Genomic DNA, 16,801 nt, shown 5'->3' with positions numbered 1-16,801 from the left:
CTAACCTTCATTTAATACGATCTGTTCGTCCGGGTTGTCCGCAGTGGCGGCGGTTTGTTCTTTGCTGGTATCGTGCTGCGCATGCGCCGGCTCATGCATCAGGTTACGGATGACCACCGAGGCGCAGACGCCGCCGAAGGCGGCGGGTACATAGGAGATCGTGCCGTAGGCCGATTTCTTGTAATTGCTGCCGTCGGTGAACATCAGCGCGTTCTTGTTGACGGGTTCCGGCGAGAACACCACCTTGACGCCCCGTCTGATGCCGCCTTTACGCAGACGAATGCGGATGAATTGGGCGAACGGGCAACCATAGGTCTTGGAAATGTCCACCACCTTCAAATGCGTCGGGTCCAGCTTGCCGCCGGCGCCCATCGAGCTGATGATCTTCATTTTGCGTTCCTTGGCGGCGCGTATCATATGGATTTTCGGCGTCAGGCTGTCGATGGCGTCGACGATGTAATCGTAGGGCGTATCGAGCAGTGCGGCGGCGGTGTCCGGCGTGATGAATTGGTGGCGGATGTGCAATTTCAAGTCCGGGTTGATTTGCAGCAAACGGTCGCCCATTACATCGGCCTTGGATTGGCCTTCGGTCGTGGCCAGGGCCGGCAATTGCCGGTTGCGGTTGCTGGATTCGACCACGTCGCCGTCGACGATGGTCATTTCGCCGACGCCGGCGCGGCAGATGAATTCGGCGGCGAAAGAGCCGACCCCGCCCATGCCGGCCACCAACACATGCGATTGTTGCAGTCGGGCTAGACTTTCCTTACCTATCAATAATTCGGTGCGCGATAACCAATTTAAATCAGTCATTGAGAAATACGTGAGTAAAATTCCTAACAATCTGTCGCCTCAAGGAGGCGATGGCCAAACCGGTAATTTTAGCCGCGGCGGCATAGATCGCGCTAATAGAAATATCGGCCGCGGCGTCGGTTTCCAGGAACAGGCGGTCCAAGGGCATACGTTGCAGCGTCTTGGCAGCATTGCTTTGCTCGCGCAATAGGGCCTTGCCTAGGGAAAGATAGCAACCCTGTTTGAGCAATTGCTTGGCCAATTCAGGATTGTTGTTGAAGCCGTGGATGATCCAGGGCTGTGAAGTACAGCCTTTTTTCTTGAGTTGCAGCAGTTCGTTGTAGGCCCGTACGCAATGGATCATCAGCGGTTTGCGCCATTGCTCCGCGAGTGTTATTTGTTGCTCGAACAGGGAAATCTGCCGGGCCAGATCGGTCGTAACGGTTTTGTCCAGGCCGCATTCGCCGACGGCCAGTAATTTGGGGTGGTCACGGTAACTTTCCAGTTTTTGTATGGGGTGATCGGGGTTCTGACGTTCGATGAACCAAGGATGGATACCGATGCTGATAAAGCAGTTGGAAGGGATATTCAGTCCATCGGTTTCGCCGGCAAGTTCGTGCGTATCCAAGCTGAGGATTTGTAAATGGGTTGTCTCCCCGACCCGATGACAATGTATATCGATGGGCTGGTCGCGAAATGCAACGCTGTGGGTTTTATCGGTCATGCCTCAATTTTAAAGTCTTTTTGTAGAAATGTATCGGCGCACATTAATGCGGACGAAGTGACAATATTGCAGTTTGTTTAACCGCATCGCTACAATGCTGTGGGCACACATACTTAACATTTACGGGTTATGAAGAAAAAAGCGATTATTTATCTGCATGGATTCAATTCCGCGTCATTGGACCTTGAGGGCAACTTATTGATCAACAAGGACAAGCTGTTGGTGATGCAGGAATTTTGTACACAAAAAGACATCGTGTTCGATGCGCCGAATGTCGACTATCGGGATTTCCAGAACATCGTCGAAGATTTGCTGTTGCAATGGAACCAGTATTTGGATCAGGGCCATGACGTGATTTTCATGGGTTCTTCGATGGGCGGTTTCAGCAGCGAGTATCTGGCGATGAAAACAGGCGCTTGCGCCATCATGATCAATCCGGCGATTACGCCTTCGGAATTGTTGCCGCAATTTATCGGAGTCAACGAAAACTTCGAAACCGGCCAGCCTTATCACTGGGAACAGGAACATTGCGACCAGTACTGGCAATACGAGCAAGAGCTTGCCAACAGTCAGCGCGCCGTGGACAGAACGGTTTTATTGGATATGGCCGACGAATTACTGGATGCCGAAAAAACGTTGGCAAAATATAAAAACATCGCCCGGGTGGTGGCCTATGAAGGCGGTTCGCATGGTTTCGAGCATATGCGGCAGGCTTTGCCGGTCATCGAGCAGGTTGTTTTTTCCGGCGCTTAGTTTCGGACAATTAACGACGTTTAAGCCGGCGGAAAGCCGCCATGGCCAAAGCGGCTGTCAGCAACGGCAACCAAACCCAAACGATCTCGGACGCCAGTACCGCCAGCCCCCGTTTCGACATGAAACGGGAAACACCCAAGGGAGAGACTTCGATGGGTTGTAATGGCGCGAAAAAGCGCTCGGTCGAAAAAGGCCATAAAAAAGCGATGCCGAGACCGCCGTTGGTGAAGGTGTCGAGAATGCCGTGCGAGGCGGTCGCCAGAAACAGAAACCAGAATGCGCGGGCTGCTGTCGTCATCAAAGGCCGGGCCAAGGCCGCGCCCATCACGGCAACAAGCAATGCGAAAAACAATGAGTGGCTGAATCCTCGGTGACCCCATTCGGATGCATAGGGTATGCCGAGGCGGAAAGCCAAAACATCCAGGTCGGGAATGACGGAAGCAATGATTCCAGCCGTCAGCAGGCGTTTTGAAATCATCTCGCGTCCGAGTCCGCAAGCCAAGGCTAGGGGGACTGCGGGGTGGGTTAGAACGGTAGGCAAGGTGGCGCCTTTACAATGATCGTGCGAATAAAAGATTTAAATTAATTATCCATCATAAGGTTTAAACCACCGGCTTTAGCCGGTCAGCTTTAGCTGCGATAATTTGCCCAAGGAGGTGGCGATGGACTATAGATACGGCAGCCATACGGTTTACCAAATTGAGTATCATTTTGTTTGGGTTACGAAGTATCGTTATAAAGTGCTGAAGGATGAAATAGCCGAACGAGTGAGAGACTTGGTGCGGCAGACATGCGAAGCCTTTGAGATACGGATTATCAAAGGTGTCGTGAGCAAAGATCATGTGCACATTTTGGTGAGTGCGCCGCCGACTATGGCCCCAAGCGAAATCATGAGGCGAATCAAGGGACGAACTTCGAGCTATCTGTTCGAAGAGTTCCCGCACTTGAAAAAGCGATATTGGGGTCGACATTTTTGGGCCCGCGGTTATTTTTGCGCCACAGTGGGGCAAATGACTGATGAGATGATAAAGCAATATTTGGAGCATCACTTTGAACCTAATCCAAACGATAATTTCAAGATGGAGCCCGACTAAGACGCGTCGTTTAGTCGACGCGTATCCGGACTTTCAGTCCGTTATTGGAACCCACCCGCTTGAGCGGGTGGTTGTTTAGTCTTCTTCCTGTAACGCTTTTTGCACCGCAGGACGCGCGGAGATTTTTTCCACAAAGCGGGCCAGAGCCGGCCACTTGGCGATTTCCAAATCGACATAACGCCCCCAGCTTAATGCCACAAACAGATAAACATCGGCCACGCTATACTCCTTGCCGAGTAAATACGGTTGCCCGGCCAAGTGATTGGCGGCCGACTTCAGGCGCGTCGTCAATCGAGCGACGGCCGCTTCCTTGACGGCTTCATGCGCATTAGGATCGAACAACGGTGAAAAATTCTTGTGAATCTCGCTGGAGATGAAATTTAGCCATTGTTGTAATAAGTAGCGGTCAAACGTGCCGTTCTCGGGCGCTAGTTTCTTATCGGGGGCCAGATCGGCAAGATATTGCAAGATAACGGGGCATTCGCTGAGCTTGTTGCCGTCGTCGAGCAGCAGCACCGGCACATAGCCATTAGGGTTGATCCGCCAAAAATCTTCGCCTGTTTCGGTCTGTTTGCTTCCCAAGTCGACCTTGATCAATTCGATCGGCAATTCCGCTTCGCAAGCGACGATATGGGGTGATAAAGAACAAGCGCCGGGAGAGTAATAGAGTTTCATGATTGCCTCCGTTGTGTGTTTTTTAATCGAAAACCAATAGGTCCATTTGTACTAAGGTTGAAAAAAATTAGCAATGTAAAATTGGACACGAAACTGAGATTCAGACAGGACGGCAACGGATGCAAGGAGATATGAATACCAGTACGATAAGGTTCGTGGCTAAAAAATGGGCTGGCAATACCAATAGGTGAACAATGCTAAACTAGCAAAGTTAATTAATGTTATTCACATATTCATGCAACTGGTCCGCTGCACGCAGAAACTGCAAAAAGAAATGGGCCTGAAAAAGGCCAACCTGATCGCTCAGGAACCGGACGAAGCCACGCTGGGCTCCTGGCACGCCAATCTGCTGTTTATCAAGCGGCGCAAATGCGTGTTGTTCGTCAACGATAAGACGCTATTCAATTTCATCATTCCCGACCTGAAAAGGGAGCGCATCCGGCAACTCGATACCTTGTTCGGAAACCTGCTGCAATGCGTGTTGGCTGAAGAAGGCTTTGACGAGTCGTTACGGGATCGCATCATGCGGGAATACGAAAACATCGGCTACGCCGCCACCAACAATCGCATTGTGATGGGCTCGATGAATGATCTGGCTTTCCACTATCAGATTCAGATTGAAATGGAGGGGGGTGTGCACAGCCCGATGATTCCTCAAATCATTCATAAGCTCAATCGAATGTCGATGAAGGCCTTGGATTATGACTATCCCATCGTTGCGTTGTACCAGCTGTACGGCTTACAACGAAAGCGTTAGCGGCTATAATCATTCCGGTGTTAAAACTATTCACGGAATGAAACCGTATGCAATCCAACCTGCCAACGCCGGAACCTAAAGCCGGAATAGAAATCGACCAGGAACTGATTAAGCCGATCAGACGCTTCAAGATAGCAAACAGTCTAACCACCGTTGCAAAGAGGATGTCGCACTATGGATAAAAAGCAACTCAGCGAACGCGACATCTGCACCAAATTCATTACCCCCGCCATCGTAAAGGCCGGCTGGCGGCAATCGCAATTTCGAGAAGAAGTGAATCTTACCGACGGTCGGGTGATGGTGCGCCGCAATATCGCGTGGCGCATTAAAAATCCCGACGCCAAAGGCGGACCTAAGCGCGCCGATTTCGTGCTTTACGCCAAGCCCAACGTAGCGATCGCCGTCATCGAAGCGAAGAAGAACACCTTAACCTTAGGCCATGGCATGCAGCAGGCGCTGGTTTACGCCGAGCTGTTGGACGCTCCCTTTGCCATCAGCAGCAATGGCGATGGTTTTTTGTTCCACGACAGAACCGGACTGACCCAGCCGATTGAAAGAGAACTATCCCTCGACGAATTGCCGGGGCCGGAAAAATTATGGTCGTTGTATCAGCAATGGAAGGGCGTAGCCGATCCTAAACTCTTGCCCATTATCGAGCAGCCTTATTACAGTGACGGCAGCGGCAAGGAACCCCGCTATTATCAACGCGTCGCCATCAATCGCGCCTTGGAGGCCATCGCCAAGGGGCAGGACCGCGTACTGCTCGTCATGGCCACGGGCACGGGCAAAACCTACACCGCCTTTCAAATCGTCTGGCGTTTATGGAAGGCCAAAGCCAAAAAACGCATTTTATTTTTGGCGGACCGCAACATCCTGGTGGACCAAACCATGCAACAAGACTTCGCGCCGTTTGGCGAGGCGATGCACAAGGTCGCCAACCGCGAGGCCAAAAAGCATTACGAAATTTATCTAGCCCTCTATCAGGCCGTGACCGGCAAGGATGAATGGAAACAGATCTACCGCCAGTTCCCCGAGGATTTTTTCGATCTGGTCGTGATCGACGAGTGCCATCGCGGCAGTGCGGCGGAAGACTCCGCATGGCGAGAAATCCTCGATTATTTCAAGGGCGCCACCCATCTTGGCCTAACCGCGACGCCGAAGGAAACCAAGGAAGTCTCCAACATCACTTATTTTGGAGACCCGGTTTACACCTATTCACTCAAGCAAGGCATCGAAGACGGTTTTTTAGCTCCTTACAAAGTCATCCGCATCGCTTCCGATGTCGACGCCATCGGTTATACGCCCGAACAAGGCAAAATCGATAAACAGGGTCAAGTTGTGGAACAACGCCAGTACAACACCAAGGACTTCGACCGCAATCTGGTATTGGAACAACGCACCCGCTTCGTCGCCGGTAAAGTGTGGGAATACCTGAAAGCCACCGATCCCATGGCGAAAACCATTGTCTTTTGCGACGATCAGGACCACGCCGAACGCATGCGCCAGGAACTGGTCAAACTGATTCCGGCCGCGGCAAGCAATCGTCGCTACGTCATGCGCATCACCGGCGACGATAACGAAGGCAAGGCCCAGCTTTCTTACTTCATCGATAACGACGAGCCTTATCCCGTCATCGCCACCACCTCAAAACTGTTGTCCACCGGGGTGGACGCCAAGACCTGCAAATTGATCGTGCTCGATCAAAACATCAACTCCATGACCGAGTTCAAACAGATCATTGGCCGCGGCACGCGCTTGCGTGAAGATTACAACAAACTCTATTTCACCATCATGGATTTCAAGGGCGCGACGCGCTTGTTCGCCGATCCGGATTTCGACGGCGAACCGGTGGTGATCTACGAACCAAAGCCGGATGATCCCATTGTGCCGCCGGAAGAACAGGAAGACAACGACGATATGGATACGACGAATAGAGATGATGAAGCATCGACCGGAGACGATGACGACGATGAGTCCGATGCGGGAACGGGCGGCGCCGGTGAAGGCCGAGCCAAATACGTCATCGGCGATGTCAAGGTCAACCTCGCGGTGGAGCGATCGCAATACCTCGATGCGGACGGCAAACTGATTACCGAAGATTATCGCGTCTTGTTGAAAGACCAGATACAGGCATCGTTGCAACACAATTTTGGTTCCCTCGGCGATTTTTTGCGCCGCTGGAATGAAAGCGAACGCAAGCAAGCCATCTTGGAGGAGTTGGCCGAGCACGGCGTGCCGCTCGATGTGTTGCAACAGGCCGTGCCCAACGGCAAAGACCTGGATGCCTTCGATCTCGTCGCCCATGTCGCCTTCAACCAAAAGCCGCTGACCCACCGCGAACGCGCGCAAAAAGTCAAAAAGCGCGACGTGTTCGGTCAATACGGCGAACAGGCCAGGGCCGTATTGGAGGCATTGTTGGATAAGTTCGCTGACCACGGCGTACAGGATATTGAAAACCCAAAAGTGTTAGAATTGCCTCCCTTCGATCAAATGGGCAGCAAGACCCAGATTCGACGAAACATTTTTGGCGGCCTGGAACAATACAACCAGGCCATAAAAACCCTGGAAAACGAACTTTATCGTGATGATCGGTCGGCTTGATCATCGCCTGGTCAAGAGACGAATTAATGAACCTCAGCAGTACCGTAAAAAGCATTCAAGACATCATGCGCAAAGACGACGGCGTCGATGGCGACGCCCAACGCCTGGGCCAGCTCACCTGGATGTTGTTTTTAAAAGTCTTCGATCAACGCGAAGACGAATGGGAAGACGACGCCGCGGAAAACGGCAAAACCTACCGCTCGCCCATTCCGGAGCGTTTCCGCTGGCGCAACTGGGCGGCCTATAAAACCGACCCAGCCGGCAAAAAACAACCGCAAATCGCGGGAAGCGAATTGATCGCCTTCGTCAATAACGAGCTGTTTCCCGCGTTAAAAGACAACATCGACCCTAACGCCAGCAAACAGCACAAAGTCATCAAGCAGGTATTCGAGGACGCCAACAATTACATGAAGTCCGGGCCGTTGATGCTGGCCATCATCGAAAAACTCGAAGAGGCTATCAACTTTCACGACTTCAAGACCCGCGCCAATATCGGCGATGTCTACGAACAGTTGCTCAACGACCTGCGCGCCGCCGGCAACGCCGGTGAGTTTTACACCCCGCGCGCGATAACCCAATTCATGGTGCAGAGGGTCGATCCGCGTTTGGACAAACGCGAATCCGTGCTCGATCCCGCTTGCGGCACCGGCGGCTTTTTGACCGCCGCCATCGACCATCTGCGCGGCCAAATCGACCTGAAATCCAGCGCCGAAGACAAACGCGCCATCGAAGAGCTGATCTTCGGCTTCGAGAAAAAGCAATTGCCGCATCTGCTGTGCACTACCAATATGTTGCTGCACGATATCGACGTGCCCAGCCAGATCGACCACCGCAATACCCTGGCCAAGGCCTGGAACGATTGGTCCGCGCTGGACAAGCACGACTGCATCATCACCAATCCGCCGTTCGGCGGCTATGAAGACGACGGCGTCGGCGCCGACTATCCCGCCGACCTTAAAACCCGCGAAACCGCCGATATGTTCATGGCGCTGATGATTAAAAAGCTGTTGAAAGACAACGGCCGCGCCGCCGTGGTCCTGCCCGACGGCTTCATGTTCGGCGACGGCGTCAAGGGCAAACTGAAGGAACTGCTGCTGCGCGAATGCCAATTGCACACCATCGTGCGCTTGCCCAAGGGCGTGTTCGCCCCGTACACCACGATCAAAACCAACCTGCTGTTTTTCACCCGAAAGGGTGTGGCGCGCGACGGCAGCGAACAATTCGCCACCGACGCCATCTGGTTTTACGAACATCCCTATCCCGAGGGTTACAAGAGCTATTCCAAGACCAAACCGATACGCCTGGAGGAGTTCGACGCGGAAAAAGCCTGGTGGGGCAGCGAGGACAACGGCTTTGCCGACCGCCAGGAAAACGAATTCGCCTGGAAGGTGGATTTTAAATCGAAGCGGGAGGAGGCCGTCGCCGCGGCGCGGCCGCATTGGGACAAGGCCGAAAACCTGAACAACGAAGCCGGCAAGCTGGACAACGAGGCGCGCGGCTTGCGAGAAAGCCTGAAAGGAACCAAAGACAGCGACGGCCGCGAGCAGGTCAACGCGCAAATCGCCGAGTTGCAGGGCCGGGCCGAATCGCTGCGGCTGCAGGCCCGCGACGCCCAGGCCGCCGGCGACCGCTTGTATTGGCCGATCTACAACCTGGACATCAAAAACCCCAACGCCCCGGAAGAGGAAAGTCACGATCCGGATGTCCTGCTGGAAAAGTACAAAAAACTGATAGTCGAAATCGAGGCCACCGAAGACGCCTTGCAAAATGAACTGGCTGCGGCGCTGGCCCACCATTTCGAAGGCGGGGAAGTCTGATGGACGCCAAGCGGTTTTTAGCAGAATTCGGGCATATCGCCAATGCGCCGGGTGGTATAGAGCAGTTACGAAAATTGGTGCTACATCTTGCAGTATCCGGTGATTTAACCAAAGAGGGTGACCAAGTTAATGCTGAGGCACTTCTTATTTCAATTCTCGAAAAAAAATCAAATCACCCAGAAAAGAAAAAGGTTGTTCACAAACAAGCTTATATAGATCGTTCAAGTGTTATCGCGCCATCACATTGGGCAGTATGTCGAATTGGTGATTTAGTGCTGACCATTACAGGTGGCGGGACTCCTTCCAAGCGTAATTTAGCTTATTGGAATGGCGATATTTTTTGGGCGAGTGTAAAGGATTTATCGGATCATAGATTTCTTTCTACTACTCAAGACCGAATCACTAAGGAAGGTTTGAACAATAGCTCCAGTAATCTTATTCCAGAAGGTCATATTATTGTCTGCACAAGAATGGGGCTGGGTAAGATTGTGATAAATACCGTTCCCATGGCTATCAACCAGGACTTAAAAGCGTTAGAGCTTCCTAGCGAGGTAAATAAGGATTTTTTCTTAATTCTTTATAAAACTAGAGAGGTTAGTGGTAAAGGAACTACGGTAGCGGGGATAAAACAAAATGAACTGTTAGCTTTGCCAGCAGTTCTACCACCACTCGAAGAACAAGCCCGCATCGTCGCCAAAGTCGACGAGTTGATGGCCTTGTGCGACCGACTGGAAAAACAGCAACAGCACAAACGCGAGCTGCAAAACCAACTGCGTCAGGCCGCCCTGCAAGCCGTCGCCGCGGCTACCAGCCCGCTCGAACTCAAACAACACTGGCAACGCCTGCAAGACAACTTCGAACACTTGTTTACCGTGCCGGAGGATGTGATTAGTCTGAGGCAGTTGATTAGGTCTTTGGCTATCATGGGGTGCTTAACTGAGCAGAACGAAGAGGAAAAACTATCTAATCGATTATTAAATGCTATCGCCTCAAAAATGCATGAAATTGAAGACGGCGATTTGGATTGGTCAATTCCTGGCTCATGGAAATGGGTAAGAACAGCCATACTTGGTGAAGCCCGCTTGGGAAAGATGCTCGATAAATCAAAGAACAAGGGTATTTCCTATCCGTATTTGAGAAATAAAAATGTTAGATGGGATTCATTTGATCTATCAGATCTGTTGGAGATGAAAATTGAAGAGCATGAAATTCAAAAAGTTTCTGTTACAAAAGGTGACTTAGTTATTTGTGAAGGAGGAGAGCCGGGTAGAGCAGCAATTTGGGAGCTTGATGAGCCTTTTATCATTCAAAAAGCTTTGCATAGATTTCGATGCATTGAGGATGTTATGCCTCGTTATATGCTTATCTGTTTGGAGTGTGATTATTTCTCGGGGCGTCTTAGTCGTTTTTATACCGGAGCAACAATCAAGCATTTAACAGGCAAGTCACTTGCAAATTACTCGATCCCAGTCCCTCCATTACCAGAACAAAAACGTATTATTAAGCGTGTCGATGAACTAATGCAGTTTTGCGATACCCTAGAAGCCAATCTCCGTTCAGCCAATAAAATTGCAGAACAATTAGCCACAGCCGCCGTCGCCAGCCTCACCGACATCAACGCAACAAACGAGGAAGCCCCTTTAACAGGCCGACAATCCGAACCCACAGCGCCGGTAAAACTGTACACAGGCAAACCCGACAGCCAAAATGCGGCACGATGCTCAATCAGTAGCTCGGATGAAGCCTGCGTATCCGGCGGGGCATAAGTGATGATTGATCGTTACCACACCGCTCATAGTGTCGAAGGACAATATCAGCCTGGTTCCGATATCTGGTTCCCATGCTCTGCGTGGGAACCCAGTTCGGGACGCTCTGCGTCCCGAACCGCGGAACGGTTCAGTCTGCATTCCCACGCAGAGCGTAGGAACGATGAGAAAATTAAGACACTATTAAACGATATATTCGGACAACAAGGAGAAACAGGATGGCGGAAGTCAACAAACTATCCACTACGCAATTAGCCAAAAAACGCGGCATGGCGCCTAGCCTATTATTCGCTCAATTGAGCGAGCTGGACTTGCTTAAAAAAGAGAATGACTAATGGGTTCTGACCGAGGCTGGCGAGCAACTCGGCGGCGTTCACTTGAGCGGTAAATACGGGCAATATGCGGCTTGGCCGGAGGATGTCGAATTTAGCAAGCCAGCGGCTGTAGACAAAGCTAGCGAAAAATTGATTACGGCGACCGCGATCGGTAAACATTTCGATTTGTCGCCCAACAAGATGAATTACATCTTGTCGGAACTAGGCTGGATCAAAAAAGGATTAAAGGGATGGCTTGTCACCGATCAAGGCGCAAAGGTCGGCGCCCAGCAGGGCGAAGACTCTCGTTCCGGAATTCCCTATGCCCGGTGGCCGGAAAAGATTTTATCTGGTTCCCATGCTCTGCGTGGGAACCCAGTTTGGGACGCTCTGCGTCCCGAACCGCGGAGCGGTTCAGTCTGCATTCCCACGCGGAGCGTAGGAACGATGAGAATCCAAGTCCGCGGTGCAGGCGGGTTTGAATAATGACGAACCGATGAAAGCGCTGTTCAGGCGGATTTTGTTGGAAACGCGCAGCCGTGCAGACGATTGATTTTTTGTTCTATCTCTACCACTGACTCTCCGGTTTCAATCGCTGTTGAACTGGCGATGCTACGCACGATCATTCGCCGAGCTTTTTCGGCATCTTTCAAGTAGCGATTGGTCTTGATCAGGGTGTTTTTTTTCATGGCGTTGAGTATAGCGTTTTTGAAGCTAAACGGCACATAATTTTATCTGGTCCCCATGCGCTGCGTAGAAACCTAGTCCGGGACGCTTCGCGTCCCGAACCGGCGGATCGGTTCAGTCTGCATTCCCACGCAGAGCGTAGGAACGATGAGAAACTAAACAACCACCCGCTCAAGCGGGTGGGTTCCAATAACGGACTGAAAGTCCGGATACGCGTCGACTAAACGACGCGTCTTAGTCGGGCTCCATCTTGAAATTATCGTTTGGATTAGGTTCAAAGTGATGCTCCAAATATTGCTTTATCATCTCATCAGTCATTTGCCCCACTGTGGCGCAAAAATAACCGCGGGCCCAAAAATGTCGACCCCAATATCGCTTTTTCAAGTGCGGGAACTCTTCGAACAGATAGCTCGAAGTTCGTCCCTTGATTCGCCTCATGATTTCGCTTGGGGCCATAGTCGGCGGCGCACTCACCAAAATGTGCACATGATCTTTGCTCACGACACCTTTGATAATCCGTATCTCAAAGGCTTCGCATGTCTGCCGCACCAAGTCTCTCACTCGTTCGGCTATTTCATCCTTCAGCACTTTATAACGATACTTCGTAACCCAAACAAAATGATACTCAATTTGGTAAACCGTATGGCTGCCGTATCTATAGTCCATCGCCACCTCCTTGGGCAAATTATCGCAGCTAAAGCTGACCGGCTAAAGCCGGTGGTTTAAACCTTATGATGGATAATTAATGATCTATATGGACATTCTCAGGGCGATAAGGTGCTTGTTCAGGTGGCAAGAACGCTGACTGAAAATGTCAATCGCAAAGACGATGCCGTGGCGAGGTTTGGGGGAGAAGAGTTTTCAGTACTGTTGCCCGATACCGATATTTCCGGGGCGAAATGCGTTTCGAATAAGCTGTTGGTCGCGGTAAGAGCATTGCAGATTCCCAATGCCGGCTCGGATGTGGCGGATAGTCTTACTGTTTCGGTTGGCGGCTATACCGTGAAGCCATTACAGGTCGAGGCCGATCTCTACAGCGTTATCCGTTACGCGGACCTTGCCCTGTATCGAGCGAAACAGCAGGGAAGAAATCGTGCCGTTCATCATGGCTTTTCATATGGCTAGGGCGGTTAAATCCACTAGACCCGTATTTTAAATCATGACGCGATGTGCCTGCATGGATGCGCCGTTGCACAGGCTAAATCACTTGCCTTAGAATTCTTGCCTTGCAAACACAATTAAATCGACAGAAGGAATTCAAATGACAGTGAACAAACCCTTGGAATACGGCGGCCACGCGCTGGTTTGGTCGGGCGATTGGACGCCGGAAGGCGCACGCAAGGCTATCAGCGGGGCCGCCCGGGCCAAATACGATTATATCGAGATCGCGTTGTTGGACCCTTGGCAGGTGGATGTGGCCTTAACCAAGGATTTGCTGCAGGAATATAATCTGCGCGCCCATGCCTCGCTGGGGTTGTCGGCGGCCACCGACGTCACCAGTACCAATGCCGCTATTGTCGCCAAGGGAGACGAACTGTTACGTAAGGCGACGGACGTGCTGCACGGTATTGGCGGCACGGAGTTGTGCGGTGTCATCTATTGCGCCTTGGGCAAGTATCCGGGGCCGGCATCGAAGGAAAACCGCGCCAATTCGGTCAAGGCGATGCAACGGCTGGCGGACTATGCCGCCGACAAGGGCATCAATATCAACCTGGAAGTCGTGAACCGTTACGAAACCAATATCATGAACACCGGACTCGAAGGACTGGCGTTTCTGGACGAGGTCGACCGCTCGAATGCCTATTTGCATCTCGATACCTATCACATGAATATCGAGGAGGACGGCATGGAAAAATCGGTGCTGGCGGCTAACGATCGGCTGGGTTATGTACATATCGGCGAGAGCCACCGCGGTTATCTGGGCACGGGCAATGTCGACTTCGATACCTTTTTTGCCGCCTTGAAGAAAATCGATTACCGCGGCCCGATCACGTTCGAGTCTTTTTCATCGGAAGTGGTCGATCCTAAACTTTCCAATACATTGTGCGTCTGGCGTAATCTTTGGCATGATTCCGACGATTTGGCTGAAAAGGCCTTGCGGTTCATGAAAGAGCGTTATTGAGCGAAAAAAAAATGCCGACTGGCTTGCTAAATCGATGACCTTCTTTTGGACTGCATCGTGCCAATGTCATTCAGCCTTATGACGAGCAGGACGCTTGTTGTAGAACGCAGCTTTAAAAAGAAAAAAGCCCTCTGCCGAGGGCTTTTTATAGGGAATGCTAATGCTTGCTTAGGAGTCTTCGGTTTCCGAGACCGGAGGCTTTACTTGTGCTTCTTTTTTCTCCGACATATCCGCTACCGGATGTACTTTGGTTTCCTCTTTTTCGTTGTTTCGCTCGGCGAAATCGCTGGAATAGGAACGTGGTCGGTCGGCCGTTGAGGGGCCACTAGACGCACTCTTGCTGTCAGGTTGAGAAGTTTGCTCCTCGGCGGATGACGCTGCGCTATTTTCCTTACGTTCCGGCTTTCTGTAATTCGGGTTGCGTTTTCGGCGATTGGGGCCCCGGCGAGTGCTGCCGCGGGTTTTTTTACCGTTTTCGTCGCTTGGACCAGCGGATTTTTCCTCGTTTTCCACCGTTGTCGATGTGGATTTTTCCTCATCTTTTTTGCTGGTGCGTTTAGCGCTCCGTCGTTTATTGGTGGGGCCTTGCTCCGATCTGCTCGGGCGGCTTTTTTTACCTTTTCCAGCATCTCCTTTTTTTCCTTTTTCCGTTGTCTTGCCCGAAGGGGAAGCGGCCGGAGACTCAGTGGGGGTGCCGATCAATTTTTGCCAGAAGCGTTGTATTAGGCTGGCCGAAGCCCCTTTATTTTGCATCGGCGCCGGAGATTCCGGTAAAAATTCCTTGATCGCAGGCGTTTCGAATTTTTGCGAGGATTTTTTGGCGAACTCGGGCAGGGCGATATCCTCTTCCTTGATTTGCAGGTGGCTGGGCTTTTCGTCACTGCTTTCGGTTGCCTTGATTCTTTCGATATCGTAGGCCGGCGTTTCCAAATGTTTGCTCGGCAAAACGATGATGGAGACATTTAGCCGGTTTTCGATTTCCTGGATCGCGTTGCGTTTTTCGTTCAATAGAAACGTTGCGCATTCGATCGGTAAATGGGCGATGACTTTTTCCGTGCCTTTTTTCATCGCTTCTTCTTCGATAATTCGAAGTACGGCCAGCGTTACCGATTCTACGTTACGGATGGTGCCTTGGCCCTTGCAACGCGGACAAGTCAGCTGCGTCGATTCGCCCAGGGAAGGGCGAATACGTTGCCTGGACATTTCCAGCAGTCCGAACCGGGATATGCGGCCTGTTTGGATACGGGCACGGTCGATTTTCAACGCATCGCGCAAGCGGTTCTCGACGGTTCGCTGATTCTTGTTGGCCATCATGTCGATGAAATCGATCACGAACAAACCGCCGAGGTCGCGCAAACGCAGTTGCCGGGCAATTTCGTCGGCGGCTTCCAGGTTGGTGTTCAAGGCGGTTTCCTCGATGTCGCTGCCCTTGGTGGCGCGGGCCGAGTTGATGTCGATCGATGTTAGAGCCTCGGTGTGGTCGATCACGATGGAGCCGCCTGAGGGCAGGGAAACCTCGCGGTTATAGGCCATTTCGATTTGGGTTTCGATTTGGTAACGGCTGAACAAGGGCACGCTGTCGGAATACAATTTTGCTTTCGACAAATAATGCGGCATGACCTGTTTCAGAAAATTCTGCACCAGTTTGAACGACTCTTCGTTGTCGATCAGGATTTCGTCGATTTCACCGCGCAAATGATCGCGCAGCGCTCGGATGATGACGTTGCTTTCCTGGAAGATCAAAAATGGCGCGGGTTTCTCGCTGCTCGAACGATCGATGGCTTCCCATAGTTGCAATAGATAGTTCAGGTCCCATTGCAACTCCTCGACGTTTTTCCCGCAACCGGCGGTGCGAATGATCAATCCCATGCTCTCCGGAATCTCCAGGGCCGCCATGACTTCCCGTAATTCATTGCGGGTGTCGCCTTCGATGCGTCTGGAAATTCCCCCGGCTTTGGGGTTGTTGGGCATCAACACCAAATAGGTGCCGGCCAGGCTGATATAGGTGGTTAATGCGGCGCCTTTGTTGCCGCGTTCTTCTTTTTCGATCTGAACGATGACTTCCTGTCCTTCCTGAATCGGTTTTTTCGAACCCGATTTGCCGTCTTCTTCCTCACCGCCGTTGCCGCTCGCACGATACGAGGGAGCGATTTCCTTAAATGGCAAAAAGCCGTGTTTTTCCGCGCCGTAATTGACGAAAGCGGCCTCGAGGCTGGGTTCGACGCGGGTTATAATCCCTTTGTAGACGTTCGATTTTTTTTGTTCTTTTGATGGTACTTCTATATCAAAGTCATAAAGTTTTTGACCATCTACCAAAGCAACACGCAACTCTTCAGGTTGGGTGGCATTGATAAGCATTCTTTTCATTGAGTTTTCCTTGTAGTTTCCTGCTCCTTTTTAATTGTTTTCGAACAGAGGTGTTTTATATAGCGTTGGATGCTTGCCCTGAATCTTCTTGGTTGCCTGTGTCGCATTGCTTTAATCAAGCCACATGCTCGCGCATGCCATCATCGGATTTGATCCGGAAGAGGCACCGGTCAGGGATGCTAGTTATACTGTGAATCTGTCCTTTAGGAGCAGTGTCGCTCATCATGGGTCGAACGATAAAACCCGAAAATTCTTTAGTTGTCAGATTGTTTTAATCTGAATTTAAATAGGCTGGCCGTATGCGAGGACCAGCTTGTTTGTCGCCTATGCAATAC

The 16,801-nt window shown here is 51.4% G+C and carries 16 protein-coding genes; 9 read left to right on the top strand and 7 right to left on the bottom strand.

What is annotated here, in order from left to right:
- Complete coding sequence (locus tag EP25_RS0107305; RefSeq protein ID WP_051906471.1) at positions 1–810, bottom strand: tRNA threonylcarbamoyladenosine dehydratase; 810 nt, start codon at positions 808–810, stop codon at positions 1–3.
- On the bottom strand, positions 803–1,513 hold the full coding sequence (locus EP25_RS21845) for a TatD family hydrolase (protein WP_036300327.1): 711 nt from the start codon (positions 1,511–1,513) through the stop codon (positions 803–805). Before EP25_RS21845 ends, EP25_RS0107305 begins: the two co-directional genes overlap by 8 nt.
- 129 nt (positions 1,514–1,642) lie before the next feature.
- On the opposite strand from EP25_RS21845, the gene EP25_RS0107295 reads away from it, so the two are divergent.
- Positions 1,643–2,266: a YqiA/YcfP family alpha/beta fold hydrolase gene (locus EP25_RS0107295; RefSeq protein WP_031433261.1), complete on the top strand. Its 624-nt coding sequence runs from the start codon at positions 1,643–1,645 to the stop codon at positions 2,264–2,266.
- A gap of 10 nt (positions 2,267–2,276) precedes the next feature.
- Here the strand turns inward: EP25_RS0107295 and EP25_RS0107290 are convergent, their stop codons facing one another.
- A complete protein-coding gene (locus EP25_RS0107290; RefSeq protein ID WP_031433260.1) occupies positions 2,277–2,807 on the bottom strand; it encodes a metal-dependent hydrolase in 531 nt (176 codons plus the stop codon).
- A 121-nt stretch (positions 2,808–2,928) separates the two neighbouring features.
- Between EP25_RS0107290 and tnpA (EP25_RS0107285) the strand changes: the two genes are divergently transcribed.
- Complete coding sequence (gene tnpA / locus EP25_RS0107285; protein ID WP_031432165.1) at positions 2,929–3,360, top strand: IS200/IS605 family transposase; 432 nt, start codon at positions 2,929–2,931, stop codon at positions 3,358–3,360.
- A 75-nt stretch (positions 3,361–3,435) separates the two neighbouring features.
- Here the strand turns inward: tnpA (EP25_RS0107285) and gstA are convergent, their stop codons facing one another.
- On the bottom strand, positions 3,436–4,035 hold the full coding sequence (gstA, locus tag EP25_RS0107280; RefSeq protein WP_031433259.1) for a glutathione transferase GstA: 600 nt from the start codon (positions 4,033–4,035) through the stop codon (positions 3,436–3,438).
- A gap of 235 nt (positions 4,036–4,270) precedes the next feature.
- On the opposite strand from gstA, the gene EP25_RS0107275 reads away from it, so the two are divergent.
- The 5 genes from EP25_RS0107275 (at position 4,271) to EP25_RS21840 (ending at position 11,776) form a co-directional block, all read left to right on the top strand.
- Complete coding sequence (locus EP25_RS0107275; RefSeq protein ID WP_031433258.1) at positions 4,271–4,792, top strand: DUF6933 domain-containing protein; 522 nt, start codon at positions 4,271–4,273, stop codon at positions 4,790–4,792.
- A gap of 174 nt (positions 4,793–4,966) precedes the next feature.
- A complete protein-coding gene (gene hsdR / locus EP25_RS0107265; RefSeq protein ID WP_031433257.1) occupies positions 4,967–7,393 on the top strand; it encodes an EcoAI/FtnUII family type I restriction enzme subunit R in 2,427 nt (808 codons plus the stop codon).
- Positions 7,394–7,419: 26 nt separating this feature from the next.
- Positions 7,420–9,210: a type I restriction-modification system subunit M gene (locus EP25_RS0107260; protein ID WP_031433256.1), complete on the top strand. Its 1,791-nt coding sequence runs from the start codon at positions 7,420–7,422 to the stop codon at positions 9,208–9,210.
- Positions 9,210–10,976, top strand: coding sequence for a restriction endonuclease subunit S (locus EP25_RS0107255; protein WP_051906469.1), 1,767 nt, complete (start codon positions 9,210–9,212; stop codon positions 10,974–10,976). The genes EP25_RS0107260 and EP25_RS0107255 overlap by 1 nt, the downstream gene beginning before the upstream one ends.
- Positions 10,977–11,353: 377 nt before the next feature.
- A complete protein-coding gene (locus EP25_RS21840; RefSeq protein WP_051906468.1) occupies positions 11,354–11,776 on the top strand; it encodes a hypothetical protein in 423 nt (140 codons plus the stop codon).
- Between the two features lie 23 nt (positions 11,777–11,799).
- Here the strand turns inward: EP25_RS21840 and EP25_RS0107245 are convergent, their stop codons facing one another.
- Positions 11,800–11,979 carry a hypothetical protein gene (locus EP25_RS0107245; RefSeq protein ID WP_031433254.1) on the bottom strand — a complete coding sequence of 60 codons (180 nt, stop codon included), beginning with the start codon at positions 11,977–11,979 and terminating at the stop codon, positions 11,800–11,802.
- A gap of 232 nt (positions 11,980–12,211) precedes the next feature.
- Complete coding sequence (gene tnpA, locus EP25_RS0107240; RefSeq protein WP_031432165.1) at positions 12,212–12,643, bottom strand: IS200/IS605 family transposase; 432 nt, start codon at positions 12,641–12,643, stop codon at positions 12,212–12,214.
- A 72-nt stretch (positions 12,644–12,715) separates the two neighbouring features.
- Between tnpA (EP25_RS0107240) and EP25_RS0107235 the strand changes: the two genes are divergently transcribed.
- Positions 12,716–13,102, top strand: coding sequence for a diguanylate cyclase (locus EP25_RS0107235; protein ID WP_084190981.1), 387 nt, complete (start codon positions 12,716–12,718; stop codon positions 13,100–13,102).
- A gap of 136 nt (positions 13,103–13,238) precedes the next feature.
- Positions 13,239–14,099, top strand: a complete 861-nt coding sequence (locus EP25_RS0107230; protein ID WP_031433252.1) for a sugar phosphate isomerase/epimerase family protein — start codon at positions 13,239–13,241, stop codon at positions 14,097–14,099.
- Between the two features lie 168 nt (positions 14,100–14,267).
- On the opposite strand, the gene EP25_RS0107225 is transcribed toward EP25_RS0107230, so the two are convergent.
- Positions 14,268–16,466, bottom strand: a complete 2,199-nt coding sequence (locus tag EP25_RS0107225) for an Rne/Rng family ribonuclease (RefSeq protein ID WP_036300324.1) — start codon at positions 16,464–16,466, stop codon at positions 14,268–14,270.
- Positions 16,467–16,801: the final 335 nt, after the last annotated feature.

The sequence above is a fragment of the Methylomarinum vadi genome (assembly GCF_000733935.1).
GTDB lineage: Bacteria > Pseudomonadota > Gammaproteobacteria > Methylococcales > Methylomonadaceae > Methylomarinum > Methylomarinum vadi.
This window is presented reverse-complemented; position numbering and strand designations above follow the sequence as displayed.

Bases quoted from the DNA above. Each gene is read 5' to 3' on its own strand.
- EP25_RS0107230 (WP_031433252.1), top strand. From the start codon at position 13,239: ATGACAGTGAACAAACCCTTGGAATACGGCGGCCACGCGCTGGTTTGG.
- EP25_RS21845 (WP_036300327.1), bottom strand. From the start codon at position 1,513: ATGACCGATAAAACCCACAGCGTTGCATTTCGCGACCAGCCCATCGAT.
- tnpA (WP_031432165.1), top strand. From the start codon at position 2,929: ATGGACTATAGATACGGCAGCCATACGGTTTACCAAATTGAGTATCAT.
- EP25_RS0107225 (WP_036300324.1), bottom strand. From the start codon at position 16,466: ATGAAAAGAATGCTTATCAATGCCACCCAACCTGAAGAGTTGCGTGTT.
- EP25_RS0107255 (WP_051906469.1), top strand. From the start codon at position 9,210: ATGGACGCCAAGCGGTTTTTAGCAGAATTCGGGCATATCGCCAATGCG.
- EP25_RS0107305 (WP_051906471.1), bottom strand. From the start codon at position 810: ATGACTGATTTAAATTGGTTATCGCGCACCGAATTATTGATAGGTAAG.
- hsdR (WP_031433257.1), top strand. From the start codon at position 4,967: ATGGATAAAAAGCAACTCAGCGAACGCGACATCTGCACCAAATTCATT.
- EP25_RS0107275 (WP_031433258.1), top strand. From the start codon at position 4,271: ATGCAACTGGTCCGCTGCACGCAGAAACTGCAAAAAGAAATGGGCCTG.
- gstA (WP_031433259.1), bottom strand. From the start codon at position 4,035: ATGAAACTCTATTACTCTCCCGGCGCTTGTTCTTTATCACCCCATATC.
- EP25_RS0107295 (WP_031433261.1), top strand. From the start codon at position 1,643: ATGAAGAAAAAAGCGATTATTTATCTGCATGGATTCAATTCCGCGTCA.
- EP25_RS0107245 (WP_031433254.1), bottom strand. From the start codon at position 11,979: ATGAAAAAAAACACCCTGATCAAGACCAATCGCTACTTGAAAGATGCC.
- tnpA (WP_031432165.1), bottom strand. From the start codon at position 12,643: ATGGACTATAGATACGGCAGCCATACGGTTTACCAAATTGAGTATCAT.
- EP25_RS0107260 (WP_031433256.1), top strand. From the start codon at position 7,420: ATGAACCTCAGCAGTACCGTAAAAAGCATTCAAGACATCATGCGCAAA.